At 60.0% G+C, this 14,924-nt stretch carries 15 protein-coding genes; 8 read left to right on the top strand and 7 right to left on the bottom strand.

The window, feature by feature from the left end:
• Positions 1–3 precede the first annotated feature (3 nt).
• Genes NOR97_RS09420 through NOR97_RS09400 form a run of 5 tightly spaced genes read left to right on the top strand, consistent with a single transcriptional unit; the run spans position 4 to position 6,377 of the window.
• On the top strand, positions 4–636 hold the full coding sequence (locus tag NOR97_RS09420; RefSeq protein WP_170343941.1) for a DUF2460 domain-containing protein: 633 nt from the start codon (positions 4–6) through the stop codon (positions 634–636).
• Positions 636–1,523 (top strand): DUF2163 domain-containing protein, encoded by an 888-nt coding sequence (locus tag NOR97_RS09415; RefSeq protein ID WP_257598935.1) that lies wholly within the window; start codon positions 636–638, stop codon positions 1,521–1,523. The genes NOR97_RS09420 and NOR97_RS09415 overlap by 1 nt, the downstream gene beginning before the upstream one ends.
• Positions 1,520–1,966 carry an NlpC/P60 family protein gene (locus NOR97_RS09410; RefSeq protein WP_257598934.1) on the top strand — a complete coding sequence of 149 codons (447 nt, stop codon included), beginning with the start codon at positions 1,520–1,522 and terminating at the stop codon, positions 1,964–1,966. Before NOR97_RS09415 ends, NOR97_RS09410 begins: the two co-directional genes overlap by 4 nt.
• Positions 1,966–6,081 carry a glycoside hydrolase/phage tail family protein gene (locus NOR97_RS09405; protein WP_257598933.1) on the top strand — a complete coding sequence of 1,372 codons (4,116 nt, stop codon included), beginning with the start codon at positions 1,966–1,968 and terminating at the stop codon, positions 6,079–6,081. The genes NOR97_RS09410 and NOR97_RS09405 overlap by 1 nt, the downstream gene beginning before the upstream one ends.
• The gene (locus NOR97_RS09400) at positions 6,081–6,377 is read left to right on the top strand and encodes a hypothetical protein (protein WP_257598932.1); all 297 of its coding nucleotides are present in this window, start codon (positions 6,081–6,083) and stop codon (positions 6,375–6,377) included. The genes NOR97_RS09405 and NOR97_RS09400 overlap by 1 nt, the downstream gene beginning before the upstream one ends.
• On the opposite strand, the gene NOR97_RS09395 is transcribed toward NOR97_RS09400, so the two are convergent.
• Positions 6,358–6,696 carry a TraR/DksA C4-type zinc finger protein gene (locus tag NOR97_RS09395; protein ID WP_210092498.1) on the bottom strand — a complete coding sequence of 113 codons (339 nt, stop codon included), beginning with the start codon at positions 6,694–6,696 and terminating at the stop codon, positions 6,358–6,360. The two genes, NOR97_RS09400 and NOR97_RS09395, sit on opposite strands and share 20 nt — an antisense overlap.
• A gap of 83 nt (positions 6,697–6,779) precedes the next feature.
• Between NOR97_RS09395 and cysE the strand changes: the two genes are divergently transcribed.
• Positions 6,780–7,589 carry a serine O-acetyltransferase gene (gene cysE, locus NOR97_RS09390; RefSeq protein ID WP_170343946.1) on the top strand — a complete coding sequence of 270 codons (810 nt, stop codon included), beginning with the start codon at positions 6,780–6,782 and terminating at the stop codon, positions 7,587–7,589.
• A 201-nt stretch (positions 7,590–7,790) separates the two neighbouring features.
• Here cysE and NOR97_RS09385 read toward each other — a convergent pair whose 3' ends face one another.
• The 6 genes from NOR97_RS09385 to pgk form a co-directional block, all read right to left on the bottom strand.
• Positions 7,791–9,104 (bottom strand): pyruvate dehydrogenase complex dihydrolipoamide acetyltransferase, encoded by a 1,314-nt coding sequence (locus NOR97_RS09385; protein WP_257598931.1) that lies wholly within the window; start codon positions 9,102–9,104, stop codon positions 7,791–7,793.
• Positions 9,105–9,118: 14 nt separating this feature from the next.
• Positions 9,119–10,492 (bottom strand): pyruvate dehydrogenase complex E1 component subunit beta, encoded by a 1,374-nt coding sequence (locus tag NOR97_RS09380; protein ID WP_170343948.1) that lies wholly within the window; start codon positions 10,490–10,492, stop codon positions 9,119–9,121.
• Between the two features lie 15 nt (positions 10,493–10,507).
• Positions 10,508–11,497, bottom strand: coding sequence for a pyruvate dehydrogenase (acetyl-transferring) E1 component subunit alpha (pdhA, locus tag NOR97_RS09375; RefSeq protein ID WP_171328037.1), 990 nt, complete (start codon positions 11,495–11,497; stop codon positions 10,508–10,510).
• A 170-nt stretch (positions 11,498–11,667) separates the two neighbouring features.
• Positions 11,668–11,967, bottom strand: coding sequence for a septum formation initiator family protein (locus tag NOR97_RS09370; RefSeq protein ID WP_170343950.1), 300 nt, complete (start codon positions 11,965–11,967; stop codon positions 11,668–11,670).
• Between the two features lie 140 nt (positions 11,968–12,107).
• Positions 12,108–12,452: a lysozyme inhibitor LprI family protein gene (locus NOR97_RS09365; RefSeq protein WP_170343951.1), complete on the bottom strand. Its 345-nt coding sequence runs from the start codon at positions 12,450–12,452 to the stop codon at positions 12,108–12,110.
• A gap of 71 nt (positions 12,453–12,523) precedes the next feature.
• Positions 12,524–13,714, bottom strand: coding sequence for a phosphoglycerate kinase (gene pgk / locus NOR97_RS09360; RefSeq protein ID WP_257598930.1), 1,191 nt, complete (start codon positions 13,712–13,714; stop codon positions 12,524–12,526).
• 133 nt (positions 13,715–13,847) lie between these two features.
• On the opposite strand from pgk, the gene NOR97_RS09355 reads away from it, so the two are divergent.
• On the top strand, positions 13,848–14,354 hold the full coding sequence (locus NOR97_RS09355; RefSeq protein WP_257598929.1) for a peptidylprolyl isomerase: 507 nt from the start codon (positions 13,848–13,850) through the stop codon (positions 14,352–14,354).
• Positions 14,347–14,904, top strand: a complete 558-nt coding sequence (locus tag NOR97_RS09350) for a peptidylprolyl isomerase (protein WP_257598928.1) — start codon at positions 14,347–14,349, stop codon at positions 14,902–14,904. The genes NOR97_RS09355 and NOR97_RS09350 overlap by 8 nt, the downstream gene beginning before the upstream one ends.
• The last annotated feature ends 20 nt before the right edge of the window (positions 14,905–14,924 follow it).

Genomic DNA, 14,924 nt, shown 5'->3' with positions numbered 1-14,924 from the left:
CTGATGAATTTCCACGAGGTGAGATTTCCCGCCAGCCTGAGCTTTGGCTCGGTCGGCGGCCCGGAACGGCGCACGGACATCGTGACGCTGGCCAATGGTTTTGAAGAGCGCAACACGCCCTGGGCCCATTCGCGCCGCCGATATGATGCGGGGTTGGGGATGCGTTCGCTGGACGATATCGAGACATTGATTTCCTTCTTCGAAGCACGGCAGGGCCAGATGTTCGGCTTTCGCTGGAAAGACTGGTCGGATTTCAAATCCGGCAAGGCCTCGGCGGACACCAGTTTCGGAGATCAGGTGATCGCCAAAGGCGACGGAACACGCACCGAATTCCAGTTGATCAAGACCTACCAATCGGGCGGAGTAAGCTATGCGCGCCCCATCGTGAAACCGGTATTGGGGACGGTGCGTCTGGGGCTGGATCAGGATGAGGTCCGCGAGGGCGTGGATTTTGACGTTGATCTGACGACGGGTAAGGTCACGTTTGCGGACCCGCCGCCGGAAGAAGTCGATATCACCGCGGGTTTTGAGTTTGATGTGCCGGTGCGTTTTGACACCGACAAAATCCAGACCAGTGTGGCAAGTTTCCAGGCCGGCGACGTACCGAACGTTCCAGTGGTCGAGGTGCGCATCTGATGGCTGAAGATATACAGGGCCTGCACGCGCATCTGCAAAGCGGGTTGACAACGGTCTGCCGCTGTTGGGCGATCAAACGCACGGACGGTCAGGAATACGGTTTCACCGACCACGACATGGAGCTGAGTTTTTACGGGTTGACCTTCAAGGCCAGTACCGGTCTGACGGCCGCTGCCATCGAGCAGGCTACGGGTCTGTCAATCGACAACACGGAAGCGATGGGCGCCCTGTCTGATGCGGCCATTCGCGACGAGGATATCGAAGCGGGGCGTTTTGACGGGGCCGAGGTGCGCGCCTGGTTGGTCAACTGGACAGATCTGGATCAACGCGTCCTTCAGTTCCGGGGTTCAATTGGTGAGTTGCGCCGCTCTGGCGGCGCGTTCCATGCGGAATTGCGTGGCCTGACCGACTTGCTGAACCGCCCTTTGGGGCGCGTTTACCAAAAGCCTTGCACGGCTGTGTTGGGGGATCGGGCCTGCCGGTTCAACACCGACACGCCGGGGTATTGGTTCGACGGTGTGATCTCGGGTTTCGATGGCGGCAGCCTTCTGCATGTCGCAGGAGGCCAGACCATTGAAGAAGGCTGGTTCGAACGGGGGCGCGTGGATGTTTTGTCCGGTTCTGCCAAGGGGTTGTGGTCTTCGATCAAGAACGACAGGCAGACGGCAACCGGGCGCGAGATCACGCTTTGGTCCGGCTTCGGGGCAAGCCTGGCGATCGGCGACAGTGTGAAGCTGCGGGCAGGATGCGACAAGCGCATGGAAACCTGCCAGTTCAAGTTCAACAACTTTTTGAATTTTCAAGGGTTTCCAGATCTTCCGGGCGAAGACTGGGTCATGGCTGTTCCCAAGAAAAGCAAAGCCAATAGCGGAGGCAGCTTACGGTGACAATACGTAGAGAGGATATCGTGACAGAGGCGCGCGAATGGCTTGGAACGCCTTATGTGCATCAGGCCTCGGTCAAAGGTGCCGGTGCGGATTGTCTGGGCCTGTTGCGGGGCGTTTGGCGCGCCGTGATCGGGCGGGAACCTGAATCTGTTCCGGCCTACAGCATGGACTGGTCCGAACCGCAGGGTGAGGAACGGATGTGGGTGGCGGCCAGGCGGCATCTGGTCGAAAAACCAATAGGCAAGATGGCATCGGGGGACGTTCTGCTGTTTCGGATGCGCGACACAAGCGTCGCCAAACACCTGGGCATCGTCAGTACCACGCAACCCGAGCCGCGCTTTATTCACGCGTATTCCGGCCACGGCGTGGTGGAAAACGCACTGAGCAGGCCGTGGTACCGCCGTATCGTTTCCTGTTTCGAATTCCCGATGGAGATGCATTGATGGCCACTATTCTTCTTTCTGCAGCCGGGGCCGCGCTGGGCGGTTCGATAGGGGGCACGGTCGCGGGCCTTTCAACCGCAGTTATCGGTCGGGCCGTCGGTGCGACGGTCGGGCGGGTCCTTGACCAGAAGTTCTTTAGCCAGTCCGTAATGGGCAGTGGCAGTGAAGTCGTCGAAACCGGCCGCATGGATCGGTTTCGGTTGACGGAAACCGGCGAAGGTGCGCCGGTGACCACCGTGTTTGGCCGTATGCGTGTGGGTGGTCAGGTCATTTGGGCTTCGGATTTTCTCGAGACCCAGACGACCACCACAGAGGGTGGTGGCGGGGGTGGCAAGGGGAAACCCAAGACCCCTGAGGTGACTACCGTCACGTACAGTTACTCGATTTCGCTGGCGATTGCGGTCGGCGCTGGTGAGATTGCTGATGTCGCGCGCATCTGGGCGGATGGAGAAGAACAAGATCGATCCAGCCTCAACATGCGGGTTTACCATGGTACGTGGGATCAGTTACCGGACCCGCTGATCGAGGCGATTGAAGGCGCGGGAACAGTTCCAGCGTATCGCGGAACCGCCTATGTCGTGATCGAGGACTTCCCGCTCGGCGCTTTCGGCAACCGGGTGCCGCAGTTTTCATTCGAAGTTGTTCGCCCCACGCAGCGGGACATGCCGGATCATGACAGTGCATTGCCTCAGGTCGTGCGCGGGGTCGCCATGATACCGGGGACCGGAGAATATGCTCTGGCCAGCTCTCAGGTGAATTATTCACAATCTGGTAAAAGCTGGCCTGCCAACGCACATTCCGCGTCCGGCACCTCGGATCTTGTCTCCTCGACCCGAGCGCTGGAAAGCGAGTTGCCCAATTGTGATGCCGCATCATTGGTGGTGTCGTGGTTCGGCAATGATCTGAGATGCGGGCAATGCGAAATTCGGCCCAAGATCGAACAGCGTGAGATCGACAGCAGCGATATGCCCTGGATCGTATCTGATCAGGCCCGAAGCGGCGCCGGGCTTGTGGTGCGACAGAACGGCCGCCCGGTCTATGGGGGAACTCCGGCGGATGCGGCCGTGGTCGAGGCGATCCGGCATCTGAACCAATCCGGCAAGCGGGTGATGTTTTACCCATTCATCCTGATGGAGCAATTGCCGGGGAATGGGCTGCCCGATCCCTGGTCGGATGCGTCAAGTCAGCCTCACCTGCCGTGGCGTGGGCGGATCACCCTGGATGTGGCGCCGGGGCGTCCGGGTTCTGTGGACCAGACGGCCGCGGCCGATGCACAGGTCGCCGCGTTCTTCGGAACAGCTCGAGCGCAGGATTTTGCGATCAACCAGGATACGAACGGATCGGGCGGCTCCGGCGGTGGCTCGGGTGGTCTGGTCAGGCCCAGACCGGGTGGTCGGCCCGACGACAGAGGGGATACCGGTTTAACCTGGGTCTCCGGGGGCGGTACCTTTGGCGGGCTGCTGGGGGACAGCGGAGTCACGGCCAAAGAAATCATCACATATTCCGGCCCTCAGGAATGGGGCCTGCGGCGTTTCATTCTGCACTATGCCATGCTGTGCAAGGCTGCTGGCGGAGTTTCGTCATTCTGCATCTCGTCCGAGATGCGTGGCCTGACCCAGATCAGGGGGGCTTCGGGCTTTCCAGCCGTTGCGCAGCTTCGCGCCTTGGCGGCCGAGGTCCGTCAGATTCTGGGGCCGGACACGAAAATCGGCTATGCAGCGGACTGGAGCGAGTATTTCGGATACCAGCCACAGGGCACCAGCGACAGGTATTTTCACCTCGACCCTCTTTGGGCGGACGACAACATCGATTTCATCGGCATCGACAACTACATGCCGTTGTCCGATTGGCGCGACGGTGAACACCATCTGGACGCCGAGGCCGGCGCGCCTTCGATATACGACCTGGGGTATCTTCGCAGCAATATCGAAGGCGGTGAAGGGTATGACTGGTATTACGCCTCTCCGGAAGAGGCGGAAGCGCAGATCAGGACTCCGATCGAGGATCAGGGGCATGACGAGCCGTGGATCTGGCGATACAAGGACCTGCGAAACTGGTGGTCGAATCCGCATCACGAACGGGTCGGAGGCGTGCGTCAACCCAACCCGACCGATTGGGTGCCCGGCTCGAAACCGATCTGGTTCACCGAGTTGGGTTGCGCGGCAATCGACAAAGGCACGAACCAGCCAAACAAATTCCTGGACCCGAAATCATCGGAATCGCTGTTGCCCGCGTATTCAAACGGGCTGCGCGACGACTTCATTCAGGTTCAGTATCTGACGGCGATGCTTGGCTATTGGAACGATCCGAAGGTCAATCCGACCTCGGACATCTACGGTGCGCCGATGCTGGACATGGCAAACGCGTATGTCTGGGCATGGGATACCCGTCCGTTTCCGACCTTTCCTAACCTGAAAAGCCAGTGGGACGATGGCGAGAACTATCCCAGAGGGCACTGGCTGAACGGTCGGTCCGGGTCTCGTACGTTGGCCTCCGTGGTGACCGAAATCTGCCACGGCGCAGGTGTCACGGATATAGACGTTTCTGGTCTGTACGGTGTGGTCCGCGGGTATGTCATCGAAGACGTGACGAACGCCCGTTCCGCTTTGCAGCCGCTGATGCTGCGCTATGGGTTTGATGCGATCGAAAGGGACGGAGTGTTGAGGTTCCAGATGCGCGACGGGTATGGCGCAGTTGCCTTGAACCCAGATCATCTGGCGATCAGCAGCGATCTTGAAGGGACGGTCGAACACCGGCGTGAGGCCGAGGCCGAAATGACCGGGCGCGTTCGTCTGCGCTTTGTTCAGTCGGATGCGGATCATGATGTCGTCGCGGAAGAGGCGGTTTTGCCCGATGATCGCACCCATTCCGTATCGGTGAATGAGATGCCCCTGTCCATGACCCGCACCGAGGGGCGGCAAACAGCCGAACGCTGGTTGAGCGAAGCCAGAGTTTCGCGCGATACGGTTCGGTTTGCGCTTCCGCCGTCTCAAATGCACCTGGGGGCAGGGGATCTGGTTCGTTTGACAGACGCTGAAACCGGGCCGGTTTACCGGATTGACCGGTTGGAATCCGCTGACCTGCAACTGGTTGAAGCGGTCCGGATCGAACAGGGCGTGTACAAGGCGTCCGAATTGAATGACGACCCGGAAACGGTCAAACCCTATGCCGCGCCGGTCCCCGTTCTGCCGGTCTTTCTGGATCTGCCCTTGATCACGGGGGCCGAGGCCCCTCACGCGCCCTATCTGGCCGTTACCGGAGACCCATGGCCCGGGGCGGCAGCGGTCTATTCTTCGTCCAGCGACGATAGCTATCGCCTGAGCGACGTCATTGCCCAGCGGGCCGTGGTCGGCGTGACCGAAACACCGCTGAGACGCGCCAGTATCGGTGTCTGGGATGAGGGCCCTGCCTTGAAGGTCAAACTGCTTGCAGGTCAGTTGGAATCCCGCCCGCGCAGCTCGGTGATGAATGGCGTCAATCTGGCTGCAATCGGTGACGGAACACCCGGTAACTGGGAAGTTTTTCAGTTCTCTGACGCGGCGCTCGAGGCCACGGATGTATACGCATTGTCCGGGCGGCTCAGGGGTCAACTGGGAACAGACGCTTTGATGCCTGATGTATGGCCGGATGGATCAGTATTCGTTCTGCTCAATGACAGGGTGCAACAGATCAGCCTGTTGCGAAACGAAAGACGTCTTGCCAAACATTATCGCATTGGGCCTGCGACCCGCGGCTATGATGATCCGTCCTATCAACACCTGATTGCCTCGTTTGCAGGCAACGGATTGCGCCCCTACGCGCCTGTGCACATGCGGGTTCGGTCTGGTGCCGTCGGGGATGAGCTTACGTGGATTCGACGTGCCCGAACGGATGCGGATGACTGGTCGGGGCTGGAGATCCCCCTGGGCGAAGAAAGCGAATCCTATCTGGTCCGTGTCATTGCGGGTGGAACCGTTCTGCGTGAAGAACTGACATCCGAACCAAGGTGGACCTATTCGACAGCCATGAAAGCGGCGGATGGTCTGTCCGGGGGCTATGAGGTCGCAGTGGCCCAGATATCTGCTGTATTCGGACCGGGTGCTTGGTCGCGTCTTGCGGTTGGGCAAGCTGCCTGATGCGGCCGGTTCTGCATGGGGATGTCAGTGCTGCGGCGCGCGCCTTGCTGGCCGTGCCGCAGCCGGACAGGGGGACTTTGTGTGTGCGGATGATCCACGAGGCGGAAATGGCGGACAGGCATTTGGAGCGCACCGGCAAGCTCCACCCGGTTTACGGTAATGGTTCACTCATGGCCGTTGCGCGAAACAGGACACTGGCAGATGAACCCGGGTTTGACGATCTGCAATATTGTCAGTGTTTTGAGATGGTTCTGTACCAGCTTGCCAGATTTCAGGCTAGCCGGACGCGCAGCTGACGCATTTGCTGGCGGCCAGATCCAGAGTCAGCCGCCCATCCGGAATACGCTCGCCGCAGTCCTCGCAATATCCGAACTCGCCCCTTTCAAGCCGTTCCAACGCGGCCAGAAGCCGGCGTGTTTCCACATCGCGATTGGCCTGCTGTGCCTTGGCCATGGCCTGGTTTTGCAGCGCATCCATGCGGCTCAGCCGTCCAACGGCCTGTTGATCCAGTTCGACTATGGCCTGAGCCTGCTGTCCCGAGGCTGACACCTCTTGCAATTCCGCCAATCGTTCGCGAATTCGTGTTTCGAAATGGGTGCGTTCTGACTCATTCATTTTCGTTACATGACCGATCATGGGTTTGCGTTTGGTCTTTTTGCCACTAAATGGCATTCTAGGCGCAGCAAAGGATCAAAGCCATGTTCGAAAAGCGCAGCCATGTGACACCGGTTGATCCGGTCTGGAACCGTATCACATCCGAGGCCCATGCGGCCGTCGAGAAAGAACCCCTCATGGGGGGACTCGTGCACGCCTGTATCCTGCATCACCGCAGCCTTGAACGCGCGCTTTCATATCGGGTGGCGGCCAAGCTGTGCTCGAACGAAATGTCGATGATGGTCCTGCGTGAAGTCGTGGATGAGGCATATGCCGACGATCCGGGTTTGCTCGAAGCCGCCCGCGCGGACCTTATGGCCGTTTACGAACGTGACCCGGCCTGTCATCGGTTGTTGCAGCCGATCCTTTATTTCAAAGGGTATCAGGCCATGCAGGCATATCGCGTGGCCCATTGGTTGTGGCGCAAGGGGCGCTATGATCTGGCCTATTTCTTCCAGATGCGCTCATCCGAGATTTTCGGGATCGACATTCACCCGGCAGCGAAGATCGGCAAGGGCATCATGATCGACCATGCCCATTCCATCGTGATTGGCGAGACGGCAGTGGTTGGCGACAACGTGTCGATGCTGCACTCGGTGACACTGGGCGGAACCGGCAAGGAAGAAGAAGACCGTCACCCGAAAATCGGAGACGGTGTTCTGATCGGCGCCGGGGCCAAGGTGCTGGGCAATATCACCATTGGCCATTGCAGCCGCATCGCGGCCGGTTCGGTGGTGCTGCAAGAGGTGCCGCCCTGCAAGACGGTCGCCGGTATCCCCGCCAAGATCGTTGGTGAAGCCGGGTGCGACCAGCCTTCGATCTCGATGGATCATATGCTGGGCAAGGATCAGTAACAGCTTAGTGGGAGCGGTTGGCGCGTTTGTCCAGCCGCTTCGCCGCCGTTCTTCCCGTGTTTGTTTGCGAAGCTCTTGCCGTCTGGCCTGTGCGGCTTTCTGCTGGGCAATCGGTGCCCCGATCACGCAAGTTCAACTCAGTGCAAACACTTGAGGCTGCCCGCGCTCCGGCTGTCCGGGGCACGGGCGTTATTCGGGTCGTCAGGCCAGCATGACCATCGGGTTTTCCAGGTTGTCGACAATAGCCTTGAGCAGTTCTGCCCCCAACGCGCCGTCGATTACGCGGTGATCGACGGACATGGTAACAGACATTACGGTCGCCACCGTCAGTTCTCCATCGTCCCCGACAACCGGCTTTTTCACGCCTGTACCCACCGCCAGAATACCGGCGTGAGGCGGGTTCACGATGGCGTCGAAATTGTCGATGCCGAACATACCCAGGTTCGAGATGGCAAACGTGCCCCCCTGGTATTCATGCGGTGCCAGCTTGCGCTCGCGGGCCCGGGCGGCGAGGTCCTTCATCTCGGTCGACAGAGCAGACAGAGATTTCATGTCGGCGTCCTGAAGAACCGGGGTGAACAACCCGCCCTCGATCGCGACCGCGACGGCCACGTCCGATGGTTTCAGTTGCAGCACGCGGTCGCCCGCCCAGACGGCGTTGCAGGCCGGAACCTGCTGCAACGCGTTGGCGACGGCCTTGATGATGAAGTCGTTGACGCTCAGTTTCACGCCACGGCCTTCCAACTGCTTGTTCAACTGGCTGCGGAACTTCAGCAGTGCATCCAGCTTGATGTCGCGGCGCAGGTAGAAATGCGGGATGGTCTGTTTGGCCTCGCCCAGACGCGCAGCGATGGTTTTGCGCATACCGTCGAGCTGAATCTCTTCGTATTCGCGGCCCTCATACATCCGCGCGACCATATCCGCGGACGGTCCTGAGGCCGCCGCCGGCGCAGTCGCAGGTGCGGCTGCGGTGGCTGCCGGGGCAGGGGGCGTCGCAGTGGCCGTCGCGCCTTCGACATCCGCCTTGACGATGCGGCCATGCGGGCCAGAGCCTGTGATCTGTGCCAGATCGAGACCTTTCTGAGCGGCGATCCGTCGTGCCAGAGGGGACGCAAAGATACGACCGCCATCCGCCTTGACCGGAGCGGCCGGCGCGGGGGCAGGGGCGGGCGCCTCGGACGCCGCAGGGGCGGCGGCCTCGTTGCCCGCGTCGGCTGCGGAGGCAGCCTCGGGTGCCTTGGCCGGGGCCGCGGCGATGTCATCGGCGCTTTCGCCATCTTCCAGCAGCACGGCGATGGGGGTGTTCACCTTGACCCCTTCGGTGCCTTCAGGAACCAGGATCTTGCCGACGATGCCTTCATCGACGGCTTCGAACTCCATCGTGGCCTTGTCGGTTTCGATCTCGGCCAGCAGGTCGCCGGAGGAGACGGTGTCGCCTTCCTTGACCAGCCATTTTGCAAGCGTGCCTTCCTCCATGGTCGGTGAAAGGGCGGGCATCAGAATTTCGGTGGGCATCTGTCTGTCGCTCCTTACCGGTAGGTCACTTGTTTGACGGCTTCGATCACCTCGTCCGTAGTGATCAGCGCCAGCTTTTCGAGGTTTGCGGCGTAGGGCATCGGAACGTCCTTGCCGGTGCAGTTGATGACCGGCGCGTCGAGATAGTCGAACGCTTCCTGCATCACGACGGATGAGATGTAGCTGCCGACCGAGCCTTGCGGCCAACCTTCTTCCACAGTCACCAGACGGTTGGTCTTCATCACCGAGTTGATGATCGCGCCGGTATCCATCGGGCGGATGGTGCGCAGGTCGATGACCTCGGCGCTGATGCCCTCTTCGGCCAGCTTGTCTGCGGCTTCCAGCGCGTATTGCATTCCGATGCCAAAGCTGACGATGGTCACGTCCGAGCCTTCGCGCCAGATACGCGCCTTGCCCAGCGGGATGGTCAGGTCGTCCACCTGTGGCATGTCGAAGGAGCGACCGTAGAGGATCTCATTTTCCAGGAAGATCACCGGGTTTGGGTCGCGGATAGCTGATTTCAGCAATCCTTTGGCGTCAGCCGCCGAATAGGGCATGACGACTTTCAGGCCGGGGATCTGCATGTACCAGGCGGCATAGTCCTGGCTGTGCTGGGCCGCGACGCGGGCGGCGGCGCCGTTGGGACCGCGGAACACGATGGGGCAGCCCATCTGGCCACCGGACATATAAAGCGTCTTGGCGGCCGAGTTGATGATCTGGTCGATCGCCTGCATGGCGAAGTTGAACGTCATGAACTCGACGATCGGCTTCAGCCCGCCAAAGGCCGACCCCACGGCGATACCGGCGAAACCATGCTCGGTGATCGGTGTATCGATCACGCGCTTGGGCCCGAACTCGTCCAGAAGGCCCTGGGAAATCTTGTAGGCGCCCTGATACTCGGCGACTTCCTCGCCCATCAGATAGACGTCTTCGTCGTTGCGCATTTCTTCGGCCATCGCGTCACGCAGCGCTTCGCGAACGGTTTCGGATTTCATCTCGGCATCTGCGGGCCAGTCGGGCGAAAGATCCACCACCGGAGCGGCCGGGGCCGCAGCGGCAGGAGCGGGGGCCTCGACCGCCGCAGGGGCGGCTTCGGCTACCGCTGCGGCTGCGGGTGCAGCCGTGGGCAGGGCTGAGGCGTCTTCGCCTTCTTCGACCAGAACCGCAATCGGGGTGTTCACTTTGACCCCTTCGGTGCCTTCGGCGATCAGGATCTTGCCGACGATACCCTCGTCGACAGCTTCAAATTCCATTGTCGCCTTGTCGGTCTCGATTTCGGCCAGGATGTCACCGCTGGAGACGGTGTCGCCTTCCTTGACCAGCCATTTGGCCAGCGTGCCCTCTTCCATCGTGGGTGAAAGGGCGGGCATGAGAATTTCGGTTGCCATGTCTTATTCGTCCTCTCAGGCGTAAATGTCGGTCCAGAGCTCTTCAACGGCGGGCTCGGGGCTTTCTTTCGAGAATTCGGCGGCCTGATTGACGATCTCTTTGATTTCCTTGTCGATCGCCTTCAGGTCATCCTCGGTCGCGTGTTTGCCGGTCAGAAGCAGCTCGCGCACATGTTCGATCGGGTCGCTTTGTTCGCGGACTTTCTGAACCTCTTCGCGGGTGCGGTATTTGGCCGGGTCAGACATCGAGTGGCCGCGATAGCGGTAGGTCTTGACCTCAAGAATGTAAGGGCCCTTGCCGGCGCGGCAGTGGGCAACGGCCTTTTCACCAGCAGCTTTGACGGCCAGCACATCCATACCGTTGACGATCTCGCCGGGAATGCCGAACGCTTCGCCGCGCACGTATATGTCAGGTGACGAGGTCGAACGCGCCTGCGCTGTGCCCATGGCGTATTGGTTGTTCTCGATCACGAAAACCACGGGAAGATCCCACAGGGCGGCCATGTTGAAGGTCTCATAGACCTGACCCTGGTTTGCGGCACCGTCGCCGAAATAGGTAAAGGTCACGCCGCCGGTTTCCTTGTACTTGTCGGCGAAGGCCAGACCGGCACCCAGCGGAACCTGCGCGCCAACGATGCCATGGCCACCATAGAAATGCTTCTCTTTCGAGAACATGTGCATCGAACCGCCCTTGCCCTTGGACAGGCCGCCTTCGCGGCCGGTCAGTTCGGCCATCACGCCGCCCGGGTCCATGCCACAGGCCAGCATATGGCCGTGGTCCCGATAAGAGGTGATCCGCTTGTCGCCGTCCTGAGCTGCCGCTTCGAGCCCAACAACAACCGCCTCTTGTCCGATGTAAAGGTGGCAGAACCCGCCGATCAGACCCATGCCGTATAGTTGGCCCGCCTTTTCCTCGAATCGACGGATCAGAAGCATTTCGCGGTAGTATGTCTTGAGTTCTTCCGCAGAAACATTTGGTTTCTTTGTGGTTTTTCGCGCAGCCATAGTGGCGATCTCCCCCTTTCGGCAAGATAGTTTAGCGTTAAACTATCTCATAAAGCATTTGGGGCTTTCTGGCGAGGGGAAATGTGACGCAGCGTCCGCGCGGGCGCGGCGGTGCTGAAATGCAAAGCGGTGCAGCGATGTATCGAAGAATTACGGCGGCCCGAAAAGGATCAGCGGATCACGATTTCATCCGCCCGGATCATGCCAAGAACCGAACGCGCCTGCTGATCGAGCAGGTCGAGATCCAGATAGGTATCAGACAGGCGGCGGGTCAGGTTTTCCAATTCGGCGATTTGGGCATTCAGTTTTTCCAGGTCGTGTGACAGGGCGTCCCGTTCCGCAGCGATTTCGACCCGCCGAAACAGGCCATAGTCACCCTGCACGGCGGCAAAGGTGAAATACACACCAAGCATGAAAGCCACCGAGAAGAAGACGATTGAGCCCAAACCGGGCCGATGGGAACGGGACACTCTGTTTACCGCCGTATGAAAACTTGCCTCAAAAACGTGCCCTTTGCGGACATCTGAACGCACTATGTCACAGGTGATTCGGGTTGTGAATCCCCTGATTCGATTTTTTCATCAGTATTTTATGCGCGCTCTGGTGCAGGTCAGCGCCACGCTTGCAGCGCCTGGTTTCGTGCCTCGGTCTGCTCTTTCATGCAGGTCCAGTAGAACATCGGGGCAGCGCTGCCGCCGCCCGACAGTTCTTTTTCGCAGGTTGCGTCTCGGGCTTTCAGCCAGGCGCGTTGTTCGGTCAAAAGAGCATCACCGTCGCCGCGCGCATCGGCTGCGGGTTTGATCTGTGCCCACAGCTGGTTGAGTTCACGATCAGCGATTTCCCATTGTTCTTTGGCGCAGAAATTGGCGTCAAGTTGGGTCTGACCGCCGCAACTGGTTTGAGCTGCGGCAGAGCAGGGCAGGATGGAAAGGACAAGAAGGTAAATTGGCTTCACGGTAAAATCCCCCGTTCAAAAGGGGATAATACCATGAACCCTATCAGGCGATCAAAAACGGTAAGTGACGCCTATTGATCCAGCGCCGAGACACCGGGCAGCGTCTTGCCTTCCATCCATTCCAGGAATGCACCACCTGCGGTCGAGATGTAGGTGAAGTCCTTGGCGGCACCCGACGCATTCAGGGCCGCGACCGTGTCTCCACCCCCGGCGACCGAGATCAGCTGGCCCGAACGGCTGAGCGCGGCCGCCTTCAAGGCGGCGGCGTTGGTGGCGGCGTCAAACGGTTCCAGTTCGAACGCACCCAGCGGACCGTTCCAGATCAGGGTTTTGCTTTTGTCGAATATCTCGATGATCGCGGCCACGCTTTCGGGGCCAGCGTCCAGGATCATGCCATCCTCGGGGCATTGATCTGCGGGCAGGACCTGATGAGGGGCGTTGGCTTCAAACGTTTCGGCCACCACGACGTCACGCGGCAGAACGATCTGACAGCCGGTGCCTTTGGCTTTGGCGAGGATTTCGGCGGCAGTGTCTTTCATCGCAGTTTCGGCCAGTGATTTACCAACACTGATGCCCTGTGCGACGAGGAATGTATTCGCCATGCCTCCACCGATCACCAGATAATCGACCTTGTCGATCAAGTTGCCCAGCAGTTCCAGCTTGGTCGAGACCTTGGCACCGCCCACAACTGCGGTTACCGGGCGTTTGGGCGCGCCCAACGCGCTTTCCAGTGCCTGCAACTCGGCCTGCATCAAACGACCGGCACAAGCGGGCAGCAGGCACGCGATGGCCTCGGTCGAGCTGTGGGCCCGGTGCGCCGCTGAAAACGCGTCGTTGCAATACACGTCACCCAGCCTGGCCATACCTGCGGCCAGATCGGCATCGTTCTTGGTTTCCGCCGCGTGAAAACGCGTGTTCTCGAGCAACAGCACCTGGCCGGGCTGCAACGCCTGTGCCGCCAGTTCGGCCTCGGTTCCGACACAGTCGGCAGCAAACAGGACTTTGGTGCCAAAAGCGCTTTCGAGGGTCGGAACCAGTTGCTTGAGCGACAGGTTTTCGCGCCGCTCGCCTCCGGGGCGACCGAAATGGGCCAGAAGGATCGGCTTGCCGCCTGCGGCCAGAATGTCGCGCACAGTGGGCACGATTCTCTGGATGCGGGTGGCGTCGGTAACTACGCCATCCACGACCGGCACATTGATATCCACACGCACCAGAACGCGTTTGCCGTTCAGGTCCATATCGTCCAGCGTTTTCCAGCCCATTGTGCGATCCTCGTCATTTGCAAATGATTTAGGCGGTTCTTTTCCTGCAATTTGCCCTCAGGTCAATGCGTCACTTGGCATTCGTACGCGTGCGTCATAGGTATTTGCGCAAGATAAACGACAGGAGGGCCTCATGGCCGAGATCAAGGATCCCGAAAACACTATCATCATCGAGCTGAAAGACGGCAATGTCGTCATCGAGCTGCTGCCGGATGTGGCGCCATTGCACAGCGCGCGGATGAAAGAACTGGCCCGCGACGGACAGTACGACAACGTGGCCTTCCACCGTGTGATCGACGGTTTCATGGCGCAAACCGGCGACGTGCATCATGGCGATATGGAAGATGGGTTCAACCTGCGTATGGCAGGAACCGGCGGTTCGTCACTGCCGAACGTTCCGGCAGAGTTTTCCAAGCTGCCCCATGATCGCGGCACTTTGGGCGCCGCCCGGTCGCAGAACCCGGATTCGGCCAACTCGCAGTTCTTCATCAACTTCAAGGACAACCATTTCCTGAACGGCCAGTACACCGTTTATGGCCGCGTCATCGAAGGCATGGAGCATGTGGACGCGATCGTACGTGGCGAACCGCCTGCAAACCCGGACCGCATGATCAGCGTCAAGGTGGCCGCAGATGTATAGGTTCGCCGCCGCCTTTGCTTTGCTGGCAAGCCCGGCGCTGGCCAGCGGTTTGCAGATCGAGGTCGAAGGGGAAGGGGCCAATGGCACGATCACCATCGACCTGTTCGAGGATGTCGCGCCCAAGCATGTGGAACAGATCACGGCGCTGGCTGCGGATGGCAAGTATGATGGCGTGGTGTTCCACCGCGTGATCGAAGGCTTCATGGCGCAGACCGGCGATGTTCAATACGGCAATTCCACCGCGGACGGCTTTGACATGCGGTATGCCGGGCGTGGCGGATCAGACCGCCCGGATCTGCCGGCAGAGTTCTCTGACGTGACCTTTGATCGTGGCGTGGTCGGCATGGCCCGGTCGCAGAACCCGGATTCAGCCAATTCGCAGTTCTTCATCATGTTCGAACCCGGCCCGTTTCTTGACGGTGAATATACCGTGGTCGGTCAGGTGACCGACGGTATGGACGTGGTGGATGCGATCAAGCGGGGCGCAGGCCAGAACGGAGAAGTTACGGGCCAGCCCGACGTGATGAAAAAAGTCACCGTTACCGAGTGAAATGAAAAAGCCCGGCGCTC

This window comes from Ruegeria sp. YS9 (genome assembly GCF_024628725.1).
GTDB lineage: Bacteria > Pseudomonadota > Alphaproteobacteria > Rhodobacterales > Rhodobacteraceae > Ruegeria > Ruegeria atlantica_C.
This window is presented reverse-complemented; position numbering and strand designations above follow the sequence as displayed.

Excerpts from the sequence above, each read along its gene's own strand:
- NOR97_RS09400 (WP_257598932.1), top strand. The coding sequence starts at position 6,081 with ATGCGGCCGGTTCTGCATGGGGATGTCAGTGCTGCGGCGCGCGCCTTG.
- NOR97_RS09350 (WP_257598928.1), top strand. The coding sequence starts at position 14,347 with ATGTATAGGTTCGCCGCCGCCTTTGCTTTGCTGGCAAGCCCGGCGCTG.
- NOR97_RS09405 (WP_257598933.1), top strand. The coding sequence starts at position 1,966 with ATGGCCACTATTCTTCTTTCTGCAGCCGGGGCCGCGCTGGGCGGTTCG.
- NOR97_RS09380 (WP_170343948.1), bottom strand. The coding sequence starts at position 10,492 with ATGGCAACCGAAATTCTCATGCCCGCCCTTTCACCCACGATGGAAGAG.
- pdhA (WP_171328037.1), bottom strand. The coding sequence starts at position 11,497 with ATGGCTGCGCGAAAAACCACAAAGAAACCAAATGTTTCTGCGGAAGAA.
- NOR97_RS09385 (WP_257598931.1), bottom strand. The coding sequence starts at position 9,104 with ATGCCCACCGAAATTCTGATGCCCGCCCTTTCACCGACCATGGAGGAA.
- NOR97_RS09415 (WP_257598935.1), top strand. The coding sequence starts at position 636 with ATGGCTGAAGATATACAGGGCCTGCACGCGCATCTGCAAAGCGGGTTG.
- cysE (WP_170343946.1), top strand. The coding sequence starts at position 6,780 with ATGTTCGAAAAGCGCAGCCATGTGACACCGGTTGATCCGGTCTGGAAC.
- NOR97_RS09420 (WP_170343941.1), top strand. The coding sequence starts at position 4 with ATGAATTTCCACGAGGTGAGATTTCCCGCCAGCCTGAGCTTTGGCTCG.
- pgk (WP_257598930.1), bottom strand. The coding sequence starts at position 13,714 with ATGGGCTGGAAAACGCTGGACGATATGGACCTGAACGGCAAACGCGTT.
- NOR97_RS09355 (WP_257598929.1), top strand. The coding sequence starts at position 13,848 with ATGGCCGAGATCAAGGATCCCGAAAACACTATCATCATCGAGCTGAAA.
- NOR97_RS09395 (WP_210092498.1), bottom strand. The coding sequence starts at position 6,696 with ATGAATGAGTCAGAACGCACCCATTTCGAAACACGAATTCGCGAACGA.